Source organism: Streptomyces sp. NPDC048331, assembly GCF_043201215.1.
GTDB lineage: Bacteria > Actinomycetota > Actinomycetes > Streptomycetales > Streptomycetaceae > Streptomyces.
In genome coordinates, this window is the sequence record NZ_JBICYT010000004.1 from 142,841 (window position 1) to 159,904 (window position 17,064).

Sequence of the window (17,064 nt, forward strand, 5' to 3'; positions counted from 1 at the left end):
TCCCGTTCCCGTGGATCACTCAGCCGTGGTGCGGGGCCGCGAAGGCGAGCTGGGCGGTGCCCAGTTCGTCGACGGCGGCCCGGGCCACTTCCAGGGGCGTGGCGTACGACTGGAAGTGGTTGATCCCGCTGAGGTAGCTGCCGTCGGCCCGCTGCATGACGTGCAGCGGGCGGCCGTCGATCCGGACCCCGGCGACGTCGACGGCGATGTGCCGGCCGCGGTAGGTCTCCTCCTCGGCGAGCGGCGCCGGGGTGAGGGTCTGCCGGGGGCGCCGGGCTCGCAGCACGGGGGCCAGCGCCGCGGTCGTACCGGCGAGCACGGCCGCGGTGAAGGCCGTACGGAGCACCGCGCGACGGGTCAGTGGTGCGGCGGTCGATGCTGCGGACATACGGTCTCCCTCGCTCGGTGGCCGGCGGCTACGGGTCTAACGCCGCGCGGCGGGCGAGGTCACCCGTGGGCGCCTCGGAGCTGCTTGTAGAACAGGGTCGTGGGGTGGAGCCGGCCCTCCGGGTCGGTGGCGTAGTCGGGGATGGTGCCGGCCTCCGTCCAGCCGGCGGAGCGGTAGAGCCGCTCGGCCCCGCTGCCGGTCTCGGTGTCCAGGAACAGCAGCACGACGCCGGCGCGGGCGGCGGCCGACTCGGCCTCGGCGAGCAGGGCGCGGGCGGTGCCCCGGCCGCGGGCGGCCGGGTGGACCATGAGTTTGCGCAGCTCGGCGCGGTGGCGGCCGTTCGCCTTGGTCTCCCGGTACCAGCTGACGGTGCCGTCGACGCGGCCGTCGCCGCCGGTACGGGAGACCCACAGGGCGAGGGAGCCGTCCTCGACGGCGGGCAGCAGGGAGTCCCACCAGGCGGCCGCGCCGGCCCGGTCGAGCCCGGCGAGGAAGCCGAGCGAGGAGCCCTCGTCGACCACGGCGAGGAGCAGGGCGGCGAGTTCGTCGCGGTGGGCGCGGAGTCCGGCGGCGGAGAGCGCGGTGATGTCGGCCGTCATGGGGCGAGGATAGAGAGGGCCCGGCGGCCCACCGCGGGCGGGGCCACGCGCCGGACCGGCCGCGGATCCTCCCGCGTCCCCCTGGCGGGGCGCGGTGCTCAGTCGGAGGCGCCCGCCGCGCGGAGCGAGCGCCCGAAGTGGCCCACGAGCAGACGGGGATGGCGCCGCCACCACCACATGTCGACGGGGTCGAACCTGCTGATCCGGTGGAACTGCGCCCAACAGATGCCGTCGTCGAAGGTGGTGGCGGCCCGGAACCGGTCGTCGAGGGCTCGGACCTGCGGGGTCCACCGGATGATCGCCCGCTCGGTGAGAACCGGCCACGCCTCGTGCAGCCAGTTCCGGCTGTAGAGGTCGTTGACGTACGCGTCCACCAGGTCGCTGTACCCGTCCTCGACCTCACCCACGAGCCATGACCACTGGTCGACCATCTCTTGGACGGTGAACGCCTTGCGCCGGCCGCGTCGGTGCAGGACCTCACCCGCGTGCTGTTCGTCGTCGGGCTCCATGTGCCGGAGCCTGCCATACGCGGCGGTCGGACGACCACGACATTTCCTGATCACCGGCCCCTGCGCGTCCTCCCCTGCGCGGGCGCTTCCGTTCTGCTCGCCGCGGTCGGTGGCACCGGCCGAGTCGACTTGCGCGGCGTCGCCAGGCCGGCTCGGCAGGAATCCGGCCCACAGAAATCACCTACGACGTCCGGTTGCCCCGCTGTCGACCGGGCAACCGGACCGTCTTCGACGGCCCGATTCGACGCTCGATGCGGGCGTCGGCGTCTTGTCGACCACCGCTCCTTGATCCGCCCTGATCGGAAAGACACCCCTCAGGTCACTCCGACGTAGGTGAGCAGCTCGGAGTGCCGGGTCGGTATCTTCCACCGGTAGAGGGCGTCCGTGGCGCTGTGCGGCAAGCCGATGTCGCCTTCGGCGACGAGGCCTACGGCGCGCTGCTGCACGTCGTTCAGGTCCGCGAAGGAATGGGGCGGTCGGGCGGGTTCTCCGGGGAAGGCCAACTTGAACAGTTCGTGCGCGAGGCAGGATCTGTCCTCGTACCTTTCGACGCCCGTGCAGTGAGCGAGGCCGGTCAGCATCGCATCCACCGCCTGGGCCGTCGTGGCCGCAGGCGTCTCGGCCAGGGCCATCACCGCCAGGCCGCCGTAGGAGCCGCTCAGGAACGGCATCGTCGTGGTCTTCTCCGGTGGCCGGGCGACGACCTGGGTCAGCACGTCGGTGACGGCCGGACCGGCGATGCCGAGCCGCGTCAGGGCGAAGGCGGAGGCCCAACGCAGCTCGACGCGCGCGCTGTCCAGGTAGCCCTCGATGAAGGGAACGGTCGCCGGTTCACCGAGGAGGCCCAGGGCGACCAGTCCCGTCGCGGCGGCGCCGGGTGAGGCCTCCCGTGCGACGAAGGTCTTGAGGAGCGGAGCCGACAGCGAGGCGGCATCGGGAAACCAGGCGAGCAGGTAGGCGGTCATGGCGCGCAGTTCAGGGCTGTCCGAGGTCAGCAGGACGGCGAGTGCGGGGAGCGCTTGCCGCACGGCGTCATAGGAACGCTCCACCGCTTCGGCGTCGATGAGGACCTGCGCGTGGCTCGCTTCGCGTTGTGCGCGCTGCTCGTCGTCCGCGGCTTCGGCCGTCCATCGCGCCCAGTCGTCGGCTTCGCCTCGCATCTCTGCCGGCTCGGCCCGTTCTTCTTCGGCGTTGTAGCCGTGGGGCAGGTAATTGTTGTCCAGGCCGATCGCGATGGCGGTGAGCAGTTGGACGAAGCGGTGCCGTTCGGCCGACCTCGGGTCGAGGGCCATGCGCACGAGAAAGGGCACGGTGTACACCGCGGCCTGGGAGCGCGTGCCCTGATGCACGATGAGGTCGGTGAGGAGCGCACTCGGCCGGAAGGACCCCTCTTCGGCCCGGTCTCCCGCCCGCATGGCCCGAAGGTGTCCGGGAACGTCGTCGGCCGTGCCGTAGGCGTGACGCGGTCGGGTCCAGGGCACATCGTCGAGGCCGGCCAGAGGGTCGCTGTCTGTCACAGGAGAAGATCTTGACATACCCCGACCCCGGACCTCGCACCCCGCACCCCGCACCCCGGACAAGCCCCTCGGACCGAGTAGCGGGCGAGGAGCGGGGCGGACTGCCGCGTCGAAGATCCGTGCGGGAGGCCCTGCGCGAGGGCTTTCGTCGAGGCGTGAGCCGTGTCGGCCGGCCCGGCGCAGGTGCTCTCCCGGACCGGTCCTACGGGGCGGGGAGTTCCGCGAAGTCCGCCACCAGTCCGCGGTGGTGGCCCGTCGTGCCGAGGGCCAGGGAGTCGGCCTTGGCGCGCTTGAGGTAGAGGTGGGCCGGGTGTTCCCAGGTCATACCGATGCCGCCGTGCAGTTGTACGCACTCCTCGGCGGCCCGGACGGCCACGCCCGAGCAGTAGGCCTGGGCCACGGCGACCGTCAGCGGGGCGTCGGGAGCCGAGGTGGCGAGGGCGTCGGCCGCGGCCCGCGCCGCCGCGCGTGCGGAGGCCACGTCCAGCCAGAGCCGGGCGAGGCGGTGCTTGAGGCCCTGGAAGGAGCCGACGGGGCGGTTGAACTGGTGGCGGCCGCGGACGTGTCGGACGGTCTCCGTCAGGCACCACTCGGCGAGCCCGAGCTGTTCGGACGCGAGCAGTCCGGCCCCGGAGAGCAGGGCTCCGGCGACGGCCGCCCGGGCCGTTCCCAGGTCGGCGAGGCGGGTGCCCGCGGCCGCTTCCAGCGCGACGGTGGCGAGCGGGCGGGTCAGGTCCAACGGGACGCGCGGGGTCAGCCGGGCCGCGGCGGCCGGGACGGCGTAGAGCCCGGTGTCGGCCAGGACCAGCAGGACGTCGGCGGCCACCGCGTCCGCGACGGAGGTGACCGTACCGGTCAGGATCCCATCGCCGGCGTCCCGGACGGGGGCCGGGAGGGGCGCGCCCGGGGCCAGGGTCAGCGGGACGGCGGGGGCGCAGACCGTGCTGCCCGAGGCCAGCTCCCTTAGCAGCGGGGCGGCTTCCGGGGTGTCGCAGCCGAGCAGGATCTCGGTGGCGAGCACGGCGCTCGTCAGGTAGGGCACGGGGGCCACGGCCCGGCCCAGCTCCTCCAGGACCACGGCCGCCTCGCGGTGGCTCGCGCCCTGACCGCCGAGCTTCTCGGGCACGAGGAGGCCGGCCGCGCCGATCCCGGCGGCGAGGGTGTGCCAGAGCGCCGGGTCGTGCGGCCTGCCCGTCTCGACCCGGTCCAGGACGCTCTTCGCGTCGCAGCGGTCGGTGAGCAGGGCGCGTACGGCGGAGCGGAGCTCCTCCTCGGCCTCGGAGTACAGCAGGTCGATCGGTGCCGCCGCGGTGGTCATCGGCTCAGGTCCTTCCAGGCGAGGTCCTTGTCGTCGCGCGGCTCGGGGGGCAGACCGAGGACGCGTTCGGCGACGATGTTGAGGAGGATTTCGCTGGTGCCGCCCTCGATGCTGTTGCCCTTGGCGCGCAGGTAGCGGTAGCCGGCCTCGCGGCCGGTGAAGTCGACGCCTTCGGGTCGGCGCATGGTCCAGTCGTCGTACAGGAGGCCCTCCTCCGCGAGGAGTTCGACCTCCAGGCCGCTGATCTCCTGGTTGAGCCGGGCGAAGGTGAGCTTCATGCCCGATCCCTCGGGGCCGGGCTGTCCGGCGACGAGCTGCTGGCGCAGTCGTTCCCCGGTGAGGCGGGCGACCTCGGCCTCGACCCACAGTTCCAGCAGCCGCTGGTGGAGGGCGTGGGTGCGCAGTTCGGGGCGTTCGCGCCAGGCGGCGGCGACGGGGGCGATCATGCCGCCCTCGCGCGGGATGCGCATGCCGCCGATGGACACCCGTTCGTTCATCAGGGTGGTGCGGGCGACCGCCCAGCCCTCGCCGACGGCGCCGAGGCGGTGGGCGTCGGGGATGCGGACGCCGGTGAGGAAGACCTCGTTGAATTCGGCCTCGCCGGTGATCTGGCGCAGCGGCCGGACCTCGACGCCAGGAGCGTGCATGTCGCAGAGGAAGTAGGTGATGCCCTGGTGTTTGGGGAGCCCGGGGTCGGTGCGGGCGATCAGGATGGCCCAGCGGGCGGTGTGCGCGCTGGAGGTCCACACCTTCTGCCCGTCGACGATCCAGTCGTCGGAGCCGCTCTCGCGCACCGCGCGGGTGCCGAGCGCGGCGAGGTCGGAGCCGGCGCCGGGCTCGCTGAAGAGCTGGCACCAGACCTCTTCGCCGGTCCACAGGGGGCGCAGGAAGCGCCGCTTCTGCTCGTCGGTGCCGTACGCGAGGATCGTCGGGGCGGCCATGCCGAGGCCGATGCCGATGCGGCGCGGGTCGTTGTCGGGGGCGCCGGCCCGTTCCAGTTCGGCGTCGACGACGACCTGGAGGGAGCGGGGCGCGCCGAGGCCGCCGAGGCCTTCGGGGTAGTGGACCCAGGCGAGTCCGGCGTCGAAGCGGGCGCGCAGGAAGTCGGTGCGGTCGGTGTCGGCGGGCGGGTGGGCGGCGAGCAGGTCCCGGACGCGTGTGAGCAGGTGCTCGGCGGTGATCGTGGTCATCGGGCCACACCCGGCTGCCGGGGCATGGCCACGACGATCCGGCCGGTGGTGGTCCCGTCGGCGAGGCGCTGCACGGCGTCGGCGACGGCGGGGAGTGCGACGAGTTCGCTGATCAGGGGCTTGATGGCGGCTTCGTCGGCGAGGCGGGTGAGTTCGGTGTGGCAGGCCAGGATCGCGGCCGGGTCCTTGGCCGCGTAGAGGCCCCAGTGGAGGCCGAGGATCGAGTAGTTCTTGACGAGGGCGTGGTTGAGGGCGGGGGTGGGGATCGTGCCGCTCGCGAAGCCGACGACGACGATGCGGCCCTCGAAGGCCACGCACTTGGCGGAGGCGGTGTACGAGTCGCCGCCGACGGGGTCGTAGACCACGTCGGCTCCGCGCCCGCCGGTGAACTCCTTCACGCGGGAGACCACGTCCTCGGTCGTCCGGTCGATCACCAGGTCGCAGCCGAGTTCCTCCGCGGTGGCCACCTTGGCCTTGCCTCCGACGACCCCGATGACGGTGGCGCCCGCGGCCTTGCCGAGCTGGACGGCGGCGCTGCCGACCCCGCCGGCGGCGGCGTGCACGAGGAGGGTTTCGCCCGGCTGGAGGCGCGCCCGGCGGTGCAGGCCGAACCAGCCGGTCTGGTAGCCGATGTGCAGGGCGGCGGCCTCGGCGTCGTCCAGGCTCTCGGGGGCGGGCAGCAGGGCGCGCTCGGACGCGATCACGTACTCGGCGAAGCCGCCGTGGGGCAGGCTCGGGGTGGCGATGACGCGGCGGCCGTCGTCGGTGAGGCCGCAGATCTCGACGCCGGGGGTGAAGGGCAGCGGCGGGCGGACCTGGTACTGGCCGCGGACGAGCAGCGCGTCGGGGAAGTTGAGGTTCGCCGCGAGCACCCGCAGCCGTACCTCGCCCTCGCCCGGGACCGGTTCGGGAATCTCTTCGAGGCGCAGGGCCTCTCGGGGCTCGCCGGGGGTATGTACTCGCCATGCCTGCATCCGGGGCCTCCAGCCGCCGTCGATGAACCACGCTCCGCGCGCATACTAAGCGGTCGCTTGCCGTCCTGTGAACCGCCGGTCGGGGTGGAGAACCGTCCCGTCCGAATCAACACACGTCATTCCGGCCACATCCGCCTCAAGATCAGGCAACATGTGGCGTGCACGTGTCATGACTCAACGGGGAACAGCACCTGTCCAGGGGGGACCACCACATGAGAAGAAGCATGTCCGCGGCCGGAGCCGCCATCGTTCTGGCCGGCCTGATCACCGCGGCCGGTCCGGCCGCGGCGGCCGACGCGAAGTGCACACCGAAGATCCAGGTACTGGGCTCGATCGGTGACGAGTCGTACGCGCGCGACATGGGGCCCAGCCAAGGCGTCTTCGACCTCGGGGCGGGCGATCTCGCCGTCGGCGTCTCGGGCTACCAGCCCGTCTACTGGGCCGGCACCACCGTGCACCGGGTACCGCTGACCGACCCGAACCAGACGGGTCAGGTGCTCGCGGTCAACGCGCACGGCCTGATGGTGGGCGTCCTGCACGTCTTCGGGGGCACCTCTCCCCTGTTCACGTACCAGGCGGGCGCCGCGTCGATCACCCTGCTGCCGGGCAGTGACGGCTCCTACCGGGAGGCCGACATCAACGACGCCGGATTCGTGGTCTCCCGCGCCGACGGCGGGACCGGCGCCGTCTGGAAGGACGGCCGGAAGGTCCGCGAGCTGCCCGTCCCGGCCGACGCCGGCCCGGAGACCCGGATCACGATGGTCACCGCCATCAACAACCAGGGCGACATCCTGGGCATGGCGACGCAGGACTACGAGGTCCCCGAGACCGGCGAGCACCTGGAGGGCACCCACCCGGTGCTGTGGCCGGGGGACGGCACGGCCGCCCGGCTGCTGGCTCCCGCCGGGAACGACAGCTACGTCCAGGACATCGACGAGAGCCGCCGGGTCGTCGGCTACGACTGGGCCGGACCGTGGCACGAGTACACCCCCGTGATCTGGGAGCCCCCGCTCACCGGCCCCGTCACCTCGCCCGGGGGCCTGAGCACGCACCCGTACGCCACGTTCGAGGCGATCAGCGCGCACACGAACCTGACCGTCGGCACGGCCAAGTTCCACCCGGAGCAGCTGACCCTGCCGGACCAGGCGCTCCTGCGATCCGGTTCCGGTCCGGTCAAGGCCCTGCCGCGGCTGGCCCCGGGCGGGGCGAGCATGGCCGACGCGGTCTCGGACACGGACCGGGTCGGCGGCGCGGCCGTGAACGCGAAGGGCAAGCTCAAGCCGGTGATCTGGACCTGCGCGACCAAGCAGGCGTACAACCCGGGCAGCTGAGCCGCCCTGCCGGAGCGTGCCCGATCCTGCTCGGACACGCTCCGGGGATGGTGATCTGAGCGCCCACGCGCTATCGATGGGCGCATGGAGAACCCTCCGCGCGGGCTGCCCGTGCCACCGGCGCTCGGCGCCGCCGCCCTGCCCCCCGGTACGTACGCGGGGCAGGTGGTCCTCGTGACCGGCGGCGGCACCGGGCTGGGCAAGGCCATCGCCGCCGAGTTCGCCCGGCTCGGCGCCGATCTGGTGATCGCGAGCCGGCGCGTCGAGCAGCTCAAGGCGGCACGGGAGGAGTTGGCGGCCGTCCCCGGCGCGGGCCGGGTGACGGCCGCCGTCTGCGACATCCGGGATCCGGAGCGGGTGGCCGATGTCTTCGACGCGGCTCAGGCGGCCTTCGGCCTGCCCGACGTACTGGTCAACAACGCGGCCGCGAACTTCCCCTCCCCCGCGGAGGACCTCTCGCCCAACGCCTGGCGGGCCGTGGTCGACATCACGCTGACGGGCACCTGGTTCATGACCCGTGAGTTCGGTCGCCGCCACCTCGCGGCGGGCACCGGCGGTTCGATCGTGAACATGGGCGCCTCGTACGCCTGGACGGGCGGGCCGGGCTTCGCCCACAGCGCCGCGGCCAAGGCCGGGGTGAAGAGCCTCGTGGAGACGCTCGCCGTCGAGTGGGGCCCGTACGGGATCCAGGTCAATGGGCTCGTCCCCGGCCTGTTCCCGCACGCCGACATGACCGAGGACATCCGGGGCGGCCTGGAACGTGCCGCGCCCGAGGCGAAGGACTCCCGGCAGCCCGCGCTGCGGGTCGGGGCGCCGCGTGAACTGGGCTGGGCCGCCACCTTCCTGGCCTCGCCGTACGCCCGGTTCATCACCGGGCACACCCTGGTGGTGGACGGGGCGAACTGGCAGCGCAGGTCGGTGGTCAACCCCGAGGTGGTCCCGGTCCGCACCCAGTTGGGCCGCGGCCCGTTCACCCCCTCCCCATGAGCACCGGCTGTCGGTGGGGGGTGCGAGGATCGGGGCATGTCTCTCGCCGAACTGACCCTTGACCGCTGGCGTTCGCTCGACCTGGACGCCGCCGGACGCCTCGCCCACGAGGCCGCCGCACAGGTGGGCGGCCGGGTGGTGCTGCTCGACGTCGTCGAACACCTCGGCGGCCCGCTGCACCGCGTGCGCATCGAGCGTGAGGGGAGGGAGTTCGCCCTCGTACCCGGCGGGAGCGTGCGGCTGGGGTTCGACCTGGACGCCTGGGAGCCGACGCCCGCGCAGAGCGCCGACTACGCGCAGAGCGCGGAGGAGGAGTACGGGTACGGGCATCCCGACCTGAAGTCCTATCTCGCCGATGTGCTCAGTCCGCCGCGCACCGTGACGCTCGCGACCGTGCTCATGGCCGTGGAGGACGAGGCCCTGACCGAGCCCGCGGCCGACATGCCGGCCGCCCTCGCTGCGCACGGGCTGCGGATACCCGGCGCCGACGAGTGGGAGCACGCGTGCGGGGCCGGGGCCGGCACCCTCTTCCGGTGGGGGAACGAGTGCCCCCTGGACGAGCCGTCGTACGGCAGCGGCGGCGTGCGCCACCGACCGAACGCCTTCGGCCTGCACATCGCCTACGACAGCTACAGCACGGAGCTGAGCGGCGACCCGACCGCGGTGCACGGCGGTGACGGCGGCGAGGCCGTCTGCGGCGGGTACGGCGACCTGCTCGGGTGGCTGCCGCTGGCCACCGCCAACCGCAACCCGTACGCGGCCGAGTTCACCTACGGCCCGGACGGCGAGGGCATGTACGCGGAGTTCTCGACCCGGCCCGTCCTCAGCCTCCGCTGAATTCGGGGGGCCGGCGGGCCGCCTTGGCGGTGTAGCCCTCCCGGCAGTCCTCCGAGGTGAGGGTGAGGGCCGCGGTCATCGCCACCCGGTCGAGCGCCGCGGGGAGGGCGGCGTCGGCGTAGCCGTCGATCGCCCGCTTGATGCCCTGGACGGCGAGCGGCGCGTTGGCGGCGATCTCCCGCGCCACGGCTCGGGAGGTGGCCTCCAGGTCCTCGCCCGGGACGAGCAGTTGGACCAGATGGAGCCGGTGCGCCGTGGCGGCGTCGATGCGCCGGCCCGTCAGGGCCAGGTACTTGGCCCAGCCCGCACCCGCCTCGCGGGCGATGCGCAGGTCGCCGCCCGCGTCCACCGCCACGCCCAGCCCGGCTTCCGGCAGGGCGAAGACGGCGTCCTCGGCCGCCACCCGGACATCGGCCATCAGCGCCAGCTCGAAGCCGAAGCCCAGGCAGTAACCCTGGACGGCGGCCACCACGGGCTGCGGCAGGCGGGCGAGCACCGCGAACCGCTCGTGCACCCAGCGGATGCCCTCGTAGTAGTTGCGGGTGCGCTCGGCCGGGGAGTCCCCCGTGATGGCGCCGCCCGGTGCGGTCACGTCGATGCCCGCGCAGAAGGCCCGACCCTCGGCCCGCAGCAGCACCGCCCTGACGGACGTGTCGAAGCGGATCCGGTCCGCGAGCAGACCGAGCTGGCGGGTGGACTCCCAGCTCCAGCCGTTGAGCTTGTCCGGGCGGCACAGGGTGAGCACGGCGAGGCCGTCCGCGACCTCCAGCCGGATCCGCTCCTCACCTTCCGCGATCTCCGTGGAGATGGTGTCGATCACCGTGTCCCGCACCTCCGGCCCGCTGTCCGACGACCCGCCCAACTGACGGATCGTCAGACTAGGGGTGGCCGGTCAGCGGGGGAAGACCTCGAACGCCACGGCCGGACGCCCGCCGAACCGGGCCGCGGCCTGCTGGGCGTTCCCGGTGAGGAAGGTGCGCACGTACTCCTCGGGGTCCTGGTCGGTGAGCACCTCGATGTACGCCTTGTGCTCCAGCAGGGACTTGATCGAACGCTCCAGCCCGGGGCCGGCGTCGACCGCGTGCGTCGGGGTGCTGGATCCGGCCACCGCGACCCAGCGCACGCCGTTCCAGGGCTCCAGGCCCTGCTCGATCAGCTCGGGGAAGATCCAACGGTTCCCGGCGTCACCCGCCGCGTCGAGCACGGCCCGGCCGACGGCCTTGTGGTCGGGAGTGTTCCAGTAGCCGCCGCCCTGCGCCCCGCCCCACGTGTCGCGGTGGTTGAGCGTGACGATCAGCTCGGGCCGGTGCCGCCTGATGGCGGCGGCGATGTCCCGGCGCAGGTCGAGGCCGTACTCGACGATGCCGTCGCGGTGGTCCAGGAACTCCACCTCGGACACCCCGACGACCGCGGCGCTCGCCCGCTGCTCCGCCTCGCGCAGCGGGCCGCAGGTGGCGGGGGCGATGCTGTCGATGCCCGCCTCACCGCGCGTGGCGAGGAGGTAGACGCACTCCCTCCCCCCGTCCGTCCAGTGCGCGATGGCCGCGGCGCACCCGTACTCCAGGTCGTCGGGGTGCGCGACGACCGCGAGAGCGCGCGTCCAGTCGGTGGGCATGGGCTGCAAGGCGGGCTGCTGATCAGGTTGTTCGGTCATGTCTCGCACAATAGGCGAATGGACCGTCATGGACAGGTGGTGGCGCTGCTCGACGCCACGGGGATCTTCTTCGAGCCGGCCCGCACCGCCTTTCCGGGAGCGAGCGAGGCCTCGTGGGCGCGGGCCGGGCGGCTGGATCCGGGTGCGACCGGGCCGGACGGGACCTGGGCACTCGACTTCCGCTGCTTCGCGATCGCCCGGCCCGGCGGCCGCTGGGTGCTGGTGGACGCCGGGGTCGGGCCGGCGCAGTCCCCCGCCGCCGCCTGGGCGCCGGTGCCGGGGCGGCTGCCGGACGTCCTCGCGGAGGCCGGTATCGCTCCGGCCGACGTGGAGGCGGTGGTCCTGACGCACCTTCACGAGGATCACGCGGGCTGGTCGTCGGGGGCCGACGGGCAGCCGTTCTTCCCGGCGGCCCGGTACGTCGTACAGCGCGCGGAGGTGGCCGCGCTCGACCGGGCCGACCCGGTGTGGGAGTGGACCGTGGCGCCGCTCCGGGCGAGCGGGCAACTGCACGAGGTGGACGGAACCCATGTGCCGGCGCCCGGCATCACCCTGCTGCCGACGCCCGGGCACACCCCGGGGCACCAGTCGGTACTGGTGGACCAGGGCGCCGAGGCCCGGGACGTGGTGGTCACCGGGGACGTCCTGGTGCACGCGGTCCAACTCGGCGACCCGACGGTGCCGTACTCGCACGAGCGCGACCGGGAGACCGCTCGGGTGTCCCGCGAGGACCTGGTGGCCCGGGCGAGGGAGCGCGGCGCCCTGCTGGCGACCGCGCACCTGACCCGCGCGTTCGTGGAACCACCCGCGGAAACGACGCCGGGCCGGCGCCCCTGAAGGCAGGCGCCGGCCCGGCGGGTCGTCCTGGGATCGGCCGATGGGACGCGGGGTGGCGTCGATACCGGTGGCTGTCGCCCGGGACGAGGAACGAGACGGCGTCCCAGCCGCCGTCGCCGACGAGGACCGGACCGCCGGTCACGTCCAGGCTGCCCATGAAGCCGCCCGGGTAGGCCCGGAGTTTCGCGCCCTGCTTCACCAGCAGGTCGTTGTAGCCGTCAGCGGTCCAGTCTCCGGTGGTGGCGATCCGGGTCCGGGAGCGATTGTTCGGCGCCTCTGATCACACCCCTGACCTGCGTGGACGTCCGTCAGACCTCGTCGCGGGCCAGGGCCAGCAGGCGGTCCAGGACCCGGGGGCCGCCGGCGCGGACGCCGTCGTGCTCGAACTCGTCCGTCACCCAGGTCCGCAGGCCGCGGACGGAGCGGGCCGTCTCCAACGAGTGCGCGGTGTCCACGTACATGTCGTCGTGGTAGACGGCGGCGGCCACCGGCACCTCGTTGGCGGCCAGGCGGGCCGGGTCGTAGAGCGGTTGCCAGCCGGTGCGGGCGGCCAGCAGTTCCGCGGTCTCGCGCAGCGGGGCCAGGGCCGGGTCGGTGGTGAAGTGCCAGGGGTGGATGGTCTCGCCGGTGAGGAGCACCGGCTCGTCGCCGGCGAGTGCCTTGGCGGCGTCGAAGCGGGGGTGGTTCGCGCGTACCCGTTCGGCGGCCCAGGCGGTGGGCGCGGCGGGGTCCTGGGCGTAGATCGCCTCGTGGACCAGCGCGTAGAGCGGGTGCCCGGCGAAGGAGAGCCGGCCGCGGACGCCCTCCAGGAAGGCGTCCGAGAGGGCCGGGCCCGCGGGGGTCGGTACGAAGGCGTCCTCCAGCAGGTGGTGGAGCTGGTGGCTGCCGTCGCCGCCTCCGAGGAGGATGCCGAGGGACTGGAAGCCCTCGACGGTGAGGCGGTGGCCGCCGGGGAGTTCGGCCGGGTGCTCCGCGAGGTGGGCGGCGATCCGGCGGGCGCGCTCGACGTCCATCGGGTACCGGGCGTAGTGGGCCAGGTTCTTGCGTTCGACGCGGGGGTACGCGGCCTCGTACACCTCGTCGGCGGTGGCGGTGAGGGACGGGAGGCCGCCGGTGATGAGCGCGGCGGTGAGGCCTTCGGGCGCGGTGGAGAGGTAGTGGATCGTGCAGAAGCCGCCGAAGCTCTGGCCGAGCACGGTCCAGGGCGCGCCACCGGTCAGGCCGGGGCGGATGGCTTCGGCGTCGCGCACGATGGAGTCGGCGCGGAAGTGGGCGAGGTACTCGGCCTGCTGGGCGGGGGTGCCGCGCAGGGGCAGGGTCTGGCGGTTCACCGGGGTGGAGCGTCCGGTTCCGCGCTGGTCGAGGAGGAGCACCCGGTACTCGGTCAGCGCCCGTTCCAGCCAGGCCTGGCGGCCGATGAAACGGCGGGCGCCGAAGCCGGGACCGCCCTCCAGGTAGAGCAGCCAGGGCAGCGTCTCGGGGTCCTTGCCGGCGGCTACGACCTCGCGGGCGTACAGCTCGATCCGCTCCCCGTCCGGGCGCGCGTGGTCCAGGGGGACGGAGAACCGGTGGTCGGTGAGGACCGTGCCGGACTGGCGGTAGCTGTGTGCGATGGTCACGGACGGCCCCCAGGGGTACGAGGTGCGGAAGGCCCGCGCCGCGGCCGGGTGGGGCGCGGGCGGACGCGGCGGTCCGCCCGAGTCTAGGAGGTGGACCGGGGCGCTCCGACTGCCGGGGCGCCCCGCCCTCCGGGCCCGACGGGCCTTCTCGGCGGCAGGATCCGTCGGGACGCGGTGGATTCTTCCGGCCGGGTTTCGCAGGGCCTTCGGCGAGGGATCGTGACATCGCCGATTGGTCTGGACCTACTTGGGGGAACGATGCGGAACACCACTGTCGCACCGGGGACGCCCTGCCCGGCGCCGCCGCACCCCGGGGAGCCTCCCCTGCACCGGCTGGAGCTGGCCGGGCCGGGCACCGTGCCGTTCGCCGCCGGGCCCTTCGACGCTCTGGGGCCGCTGTCGCGGTCCGACCGACCGCACCGCCACACCTTCTACGAGATCGTCCACATCGTCGCTGGATCCGGCACCCACGTCGTCGATCTCGCCGGGCACCCCGTGCGTCCGCGCCAACTGGCCGTGGTGCTGCCCGGGCAGGTCCACTGCTGGCGGGGCCAGCGCGGCCTCGACGGCACCCTCGCACTGTTCACCGAGGACTTCCTGGTGGACCATCCCGGCGACCGTGCGCTCCTGCGGCGGATCGGGGAGACCTGCTGGTTCGACCTGAGCGAGGCCGAACACGAGCGCACCGCACGGCTGATGGCCGACCTGGCCGCCGAGTGCCGGCAGCGGGCCCCCGGCCACGAGAGCGTGCTGCGCGCCCTGCTGCACGTACTCGTCGTCCGCATGGCACGGCTCGCGGGCCCCGGCAGCGGCCGCCCCGAAGGGCCCGGCGAACCGGCCCGGCTCCGCGGCCCCGCTGTTCCCGGCACTCCCCCGACGGTGGCCGAGGCGTTCGTCCGGCTGGCGGCCCGACCCGTCGCCTGGTCGGTGCGCGAGTGCGCCGAGCGGCTCGGGGTGACGCCGGGCCACCTCACCCGGACCGTCCGCGCGGCCACCGGCCGCAGCCCCGGCCGGCTGTTGAACGAGGCCCGTGCCTACCAGGCCCAGCGCCTGCTCGCGCACACCGAACTGCCGGTACGACAGGTCGCCGCGCGCGTCGGATTCGCCGACCCCGCCTACTTCTGCCGGTTCTTCCGGCGGGAGACGGGCACCAGCCCGGGCGAGTTCCGAAAGCACCACAGCAGCCGTCTTGCGTCCCTCGATCCGGGCGGGGTGTCCGCCTAGGTTCGATGCCGAATCCAACAGCCCACCCAGGAGGCAGGCATGCGCGATCCGGACACGGAAAGGGACGACGCGTTACGTCCCGCAGATCCCGAACGGCCCCGCCGAGTCACCCGCAAGACCGTGCTGCGCGCGGCCCTCGCGGCCACGGCGGCGGTCCCCGTCGCCCTCGTCGGCGGCCCGGCCCTGGCCCGCACCCTCACCCCGGACGCCAGGCCCGTACCGCTGACCCCGACGTGCGACGACGGCGACCACCCCACCCCCGAACAGACCGAGGGCCCCTACTTCAAGCCCGCCTCGCCCGAGCGCACCAGCCTGCTGGAGCCCGGTATGCCCGGCACGCGACTGACGGTGACGGGCTACGTCTTCGGCCGGGCCTGCCTGCCGGTCGCGGGCGCCCTGCTGGACTTCTGGCAGGCCGATGCGAACGGCGCCTACGACAACGTCCGGTACCGGCTGCGGGGTCACCAGTACACCGACTCGCGCGGCTCCTTCGCGCTCACCACGATCGTCCCGGGGCTCTACCCCGGCCGCACCCGGCACATCCACGTCAAGGTGCAGGCCCCGGGCCGTCCGGTGCTGACGACGCAGCTGTACTTCCCGAACGAACCGCGCAACAACACCGACGCGATCTTCGACCCCCGGCTGCTGATGACGGTGCGGGACGCCGGTGGCGGGCGCGAGGCGGCCTTCGACTTCGTCCTGGACCTCCCCCAGGATCCCGGCCCGGGTCCCACCCCGACCGGCACGCCGCCGTCGGGCGGCGCGTGGACGGCGGGGACCGCGTACCGGGCGGGCGAGCGGGTCGTGTACGGCGGCCGCGGCTACGTCTGCCTCCAGCCGCACACGGCGCAGCGGGGCTGGGAGCCCCCGTCCGTACCGGCGCTGTGGCGGGCGGCCTGACCCCTCGGGCCGCACGGGCCCCGGACCGGGCGGACCGGACCGGGGCCCGCGGGGCTGCCGGGGTGTCAGAACTCGACGACCGAGCGCAGGACCTCGCCGCGCTCCATCCGGGCGAAGGCGCCCTCGACGCCGTCGAGCGGGATGGTCTCGGAGACGAAGGCGTCCAGGTCGAGGCGGCCTTGCAGGTAGAGGTCGATGAGCAGCGGGAAGTCGCGCTCGGGCAGGCAGTCCCCGTACCAGGACGACTTCAGGGCGCCGCCGCGGCCGAAGACGTCGAGGAGCGGGAGTTCGAGCTTCATCTCCGGGGTCGGCACGCCCACCAGGACCACCGTCCCGGCGAGGTCGCGCGCGTAGAAGGCCTGTTGGTACGTCTCGGGGCGGCCCACGGCGTCGATGACCACGTCCGCGCCGTTGCCGCCGGTGAGGCCCTGGATCGCCTTGACCACGTCGTCCGTGCGCCCGTTGACGGTGTGGGTGGCGCCGAGGCCGCGGGCCCACTCCAGCTTCCGGTCGTCCAGGTCCACCGCGATGATCTTCGAGGCGCCGGCGAGCCGGGCTCCGGCCACGGCCGCGTTGCCCACTCCCCCGCAGCCGATGACGGCGACGGAGTCGCCGCGCCCGACGTTGCCGGTGTTCAGGGCGGCGCCGAGGCCGGCCATCACACCGCAGCCGAGGAGTCCGGCGGCGGCCGGGGCGGCCGCCGGGTCCACCTTGGTGCACTGGCCGGCCGCGACCAGGGTCTTCTCGGCGAAGGCGCCGATGCCGAGGGCCGGGGAGAGCGGGGTGCCGTCCTCCAGGGTCATGGGCTGGGTGGCGTTGTGCGTGGCGAAGCAGTACCAGGGCCGGCCGCGCTTGCATGCGCGACAGGTGCCGCACACGGCGCGCCAGTTCAGGATCACGAAGTCACCGGGGGCCACGGAGGTGACGTCCGGTCCGACCGATTCCACGACCCCGGCGGCCTCGTGGCCGAGCAGGAAGGGGAATGCGTCGTTGATCCCGCCCTCGCGGTAGTGCAGGTCGGTGTGGCAGACCCCGCAGGCCTGCACCCGGACGAGGGCTTCGCCGGGTCCCGGGTCGGGCACGAGGATCGTCGTCGTCTCCACCGGTGCGCCCTTGCTCCGGGCGATGACCCCTCGTACGCGATGTGTCACGTCGTACCCCGCTCTGATCGAATCCGTCT

At 73.7% G+C, this 17,064-nt stretch carries 17 protein-coding genes; 6 read left to right on the top strand and 11 right to left on the bottom strand.

Going from position 1 to position 17,064, the window contains the following annotated elements; all coding sequences use genetic code 11:
- Positions 1-19: 19 nt before the first annotated feature.
- From ACGFYY_RS08685 to ACGFYY_RS08715, 7 genes are all read right to left on the bottom strand, one after another.
- Positions 20-388: a tyrosinase family oxidase copper chaperone gene (locus ACGFYY_RS08685; protein WP_365267074.1), complete on the bottom strand. Its 369-nt coding sequence runs from the start codon at positions 386-388 to the stop codon at positions 20-22.
- Positions 389-447: 59 nt separating this feature from the next.
- A complete protein-coding gene (locus ACGFYY_RS08690; protein ID WP_393707749.1) occupies positions 448-987 on the bottom strand; it encodes a GNAT family N-acetyltransferase in 540 nt (179 codons plus the stop codon).
- 98 nt (positions 988-1,085) lie between these two features.
- Complete coding sequence (locus tag ACGFYY_RS08695) at positions 1,086-1,496, bottom strand: hypothetical protein (protein WP_393707750.1); 411 nt, start codon at positions 1,494-1,496, stop codon at positions 1,086-1,088.
- Positions 1,497-1,810: 314 nt separating this feature from the next.
- Positions 1,811-3,013, bottom strand: coding sequence for a HEAT repeat domain-containing protein (locus tag ACGFYY_RS08700; RefSeq protein ID WP_393707751.1), 1,203 nt, complete (start codon positions 3,011-3,013; stop codon positions 1,811-1,813).
- A 202-nt stretch (positions 3,014-3,215) separates the two neighbouring features.
- Positions 3,216-4,331, bottom strand: a complete 1,116-nt coding sequence (locus ACGFYY_RS08705; RefSeq protein ID WP_393707752.1) for an acyl-CoA dehydrogenase family protein — start codon at positions 4,329-4,331, stop codon at positions 3,216-3,218.
- On the bottom strand, positions 4,328-5,521 hold the full coding sequence (locus ACGFYY_RS08710) for an acyl-CoA dehydrogenase family protein (RefSeq protein WP_393707753.1): 1,194 nt from the start codon (positions 5,519-5,521) through the stop codon (positions 4,328-4,330). Before ACGFYY_RS08710 ends, ACGFYY_RS08705 begins: the two co-directional genes overlap by 4 nt.
- On the bottom strand, positions 5,518-6,495 hold the full coding sequence (locus ACGFYY_RS08715; RefSeq protein ID WP_393707754.1) for an NADPH:quinone oxidoreductase family protein: 978 nt from the start codon (positions 6,493-6,495) through the stop codon (positions 5,518-5,520). Before ACGFYY_RS08715 ends, ACGFYY_RS08710 begins: the two co-directional genes overlap by 4 nt.
- Before the next feature lie 224 nt (positions 6,496-6,719).
- On the opposite strand from ACGFYY_RS08715, the gene ACGFYY_RS08720 reads away from it, so the two are divergent.
- The 3 genes from ACGFYY_RS08720 (at position 6,720) to ACGFYY_RS08730 (ending at position 9,650) form a co-directional block, all read left to right on the top strand.
- Positions 6,720-7,826: a hypothetical protein gene (locus ACGFYY_RS08720; protein WP_393707755.1), complete on the top strand. Its 1,107-nt coding sequence runs from the start codon at positions 6,720-6,722 to the stop codon at positions 7,824-7,826.
- 84 nt (positions 7,827-7,910) lie between these two features.
- The gene (locus ACGFYY_RS08725) at positions 7,911-8,813 is read left to right on the top strand and encodes an SDR family oxidoreductase (RefSeq protein WP_393707756.1); all 903 of its coding nucleotides are present in this window, start codon (positions 7,911-7,913) and stop codon (positions 8,811-8,813) included.
- Positions 8,814-8,849: 36 nt separating this feature from the next.
- The gene (locus ACGFYY_RS08730) at positions 8,850-9,650 is read left to right on the top strand and encodes a hypothetical protein (RefSeq protein ID WP_393707757.1); all 801 of its coding nucleotides are present in this window, start codon (positions 8,850-8,852) and stop codon (positions 9,648-9,650) included.
- On the opposite strand, the gene ACGFYY_RS08735 is transcribed toward ACGFYY_RS08730, so the two are convergent.
- Both ACGFYY_RS08735 and ACGFYY_RS08740 read right to left on the bottom strand, forming a co-directional pair.
- Positions 9,637-10,470 carry an enoyl-CoA hydratase/isomerase family protein gene (locus ACGFYY_RS08735; RefSeq protein ID WP_393707758.1) on the bottom strand — a complete coding sequence of 278 codons (834 nt, stop codon included), beginning with the start codon at positions 10,468-10,470 and terminating at the stop codon, positions 9,637-9,639. The genes ACGFYY_RS08730 and ACGFYY_RS08735 overlap by 14 nt on opposite strands.
- Before the next feature lie 72 nt (positions 10,471-10,542).
- Positions 10,543-11,304 (bottom strand): PIG-L deacetylase family protein, encoded by a 762-nt coding sequence (locus ACGFYY_RS08740; RefSeq protein ID WP_393707759.1) that lies wholly within the window; start codon positions 11,302-11,304, stop codon positions 10,543-10,545.
- An 18-nt stretch (positions 11,305-11,322) separates the two neighbouring features.
- Between ACGFYY_RS08740 and ACGFYY_RS08745 the strand changes: the two genes are divergently transcribed.
- A complete protein-coding gene (locus tag ACGFYY_RS08745; RefSeq protein ID WP_393707760.1) occupies positions 11,323-12,141 on the top strand; it encodes an MBL fold metallo-hydrolase in 819 nt (272 codons plus the stop codon).
- A gap of 308 nt (positions 12,142-12,449) precedes the next feature.
- Here the strand turns inward: ACGFYY_RS08745 and ACGFYY_RS08750 are convergent, their stop codons facing one another.
- Positions 12,450-13,754, bottom strand: coding sequence for an alpha/beta fold hydrolase (locus ACGFYY_RS08750; protein ID WP_393708005.1), 1,305 nt, complete (start codon positions 13,752-13,754; stop codon positions 12,450-12,452).
- Positions 13,755-14,018: 264 nt separating this feature from the next.
- On the opposite strand from ACGFYY_RS08750, the gene ACGFYY_RS08755 reads away from it, so the two are divergent.
- Both ACGFYY_RS08755 and ACGFYY_RS08760 read left to right on the top strand, forming a co-directional pair.
- Entirely contained in the window at positions 14,019-14,984 is a 966-nt protein-coding gene (locus ACGFYY_RS08755; protein WP_393707761.1) for an AraC family transcriptional regulator, read from the top strand.
- 39 nt (positions 14,985-15,023) lie between these two features.
- Positions 15,024-15,884, top strand: coding sequence for a carbohydrate-binding protein (locus ACGFYY_RS08760; protein ID WP_393707762.1), 861 nt, complete (start codon positions 15,024-15,026; stop codon positions 15,882-15,884).
- Between the two features lie 65 nt (positions 15,885-15,949).
- On the opposite strand, the gene ACGFYY_RS08765 is transcribed toward ACGFYY_RS08760, so the two are convergent.
- A complete protein-coding gene (locus tag ACGFYY_RS08765) occupies positions 15,950-17,035 on the bottom strand; it encodes an S-(hydroxymethyl)mycothiol dehydrogenase (RefSeq protein ID WP_393707763.1) in 1,086 nt (361 codons plus the stop codon).
- Between the last annotated feature and the right edge of the window lie 29 nt (positions 17,036-17,064).

Bases quoted from the DNA above. Each gene is read 5' to 3' on its own strand.
- ACGFYY_RS08685 (WP_365267074.1), bottom strand. From the start codon at position 388: ATGTCCGCAGCATCGACCGCCGCACCACTGACCCGTCGCGCGGTGCTC.
- ACGFYY_RS08690 (WP_393707749.1), bottom strand. From the start codon at position 987: ATGACGGCCGACATCACCGCGCTCTCCGCCGCCGGACTCCGCGCCCAC.
- ACGFYY_RS08695 (WP_393707750.1), bottom strand. From the start codon at position 1,496: ATGGAGCCCGACGACGAACAGCACGCGGGTGAGGTCCTGCACCGACGC.
- ACGFYY_RS08705 (WP_393707752.1), bottom strand. From the start codon at position 4,331: ATGACCACCGCGGCGGCACCGATCGACCTGCTGTACTCCGAGGCCGAG.
- ACGFYY_RS08710 (WP_393707753.1), bottom strand. From the start codon at position 5,521: ATGACCACGATCACCGCCGAGCACCTGCTCACACGCGTCCGGGACCTG.
- ACGFYY_RS08715 (WP_393707754.1), bottom strand. From the start codon at position 6,495: ATGCAGGCATGGCGAGTACATACCCCCGGCGAGCCCCGAGAGGCCCTG.
- ACGFYY_RS08720 (WP_393707755.1), top strand. From the start codon at position 6,720: ATGTCCGCGGCCGGAGCCGCCATCGTTCTGGCCGGCCTGATCACCGCG.
- ACGFYY_RS08725 (WP_393707756.1), top strand. From the start codon at position 7,911: ATGGAGAACCCTCCGCGCGGGCTGCCCGTGCCACCGGCGCTCGGCGCC.
- ACGFYY_RS08730 (WP_393707757.1), top strand. From the start codon at position 8,850: ATGTCTCTCGCCGAACTGACCCTTGACCGCTGGCGTTCGCTCGACCTG.
- ACGFYY_RS08740 (WP_393707759.1), bottom strand. From the start codon at position 11,304: ATGACCGAACAACCTGATCAGCAGCCCGCCTTGCAGCCCATGCCCACC.
- ACGFYY_RS08745 (WP_393707760.1), top strand. From the start codon at position 11,323: ATGGACCGTCATGGACAGGTGGTGGCGCTGCTCGACGCCACGGGGATC.
- ACGFYY_RS08755 (WP_393707761.1), top strand. From the start codon at position 14,019: ATGCGGAACACCACTGTCGCACCGGGGACGCCCTGCCCGGCGCCGCCG.
- ACGFYY_RS08760 (WP_393707762.1), top strand. From the start codon at position 15,024: ATGCGCGATCCGGACACGGAAAGGGACGACGCGTTACGTCCCGCAGAT.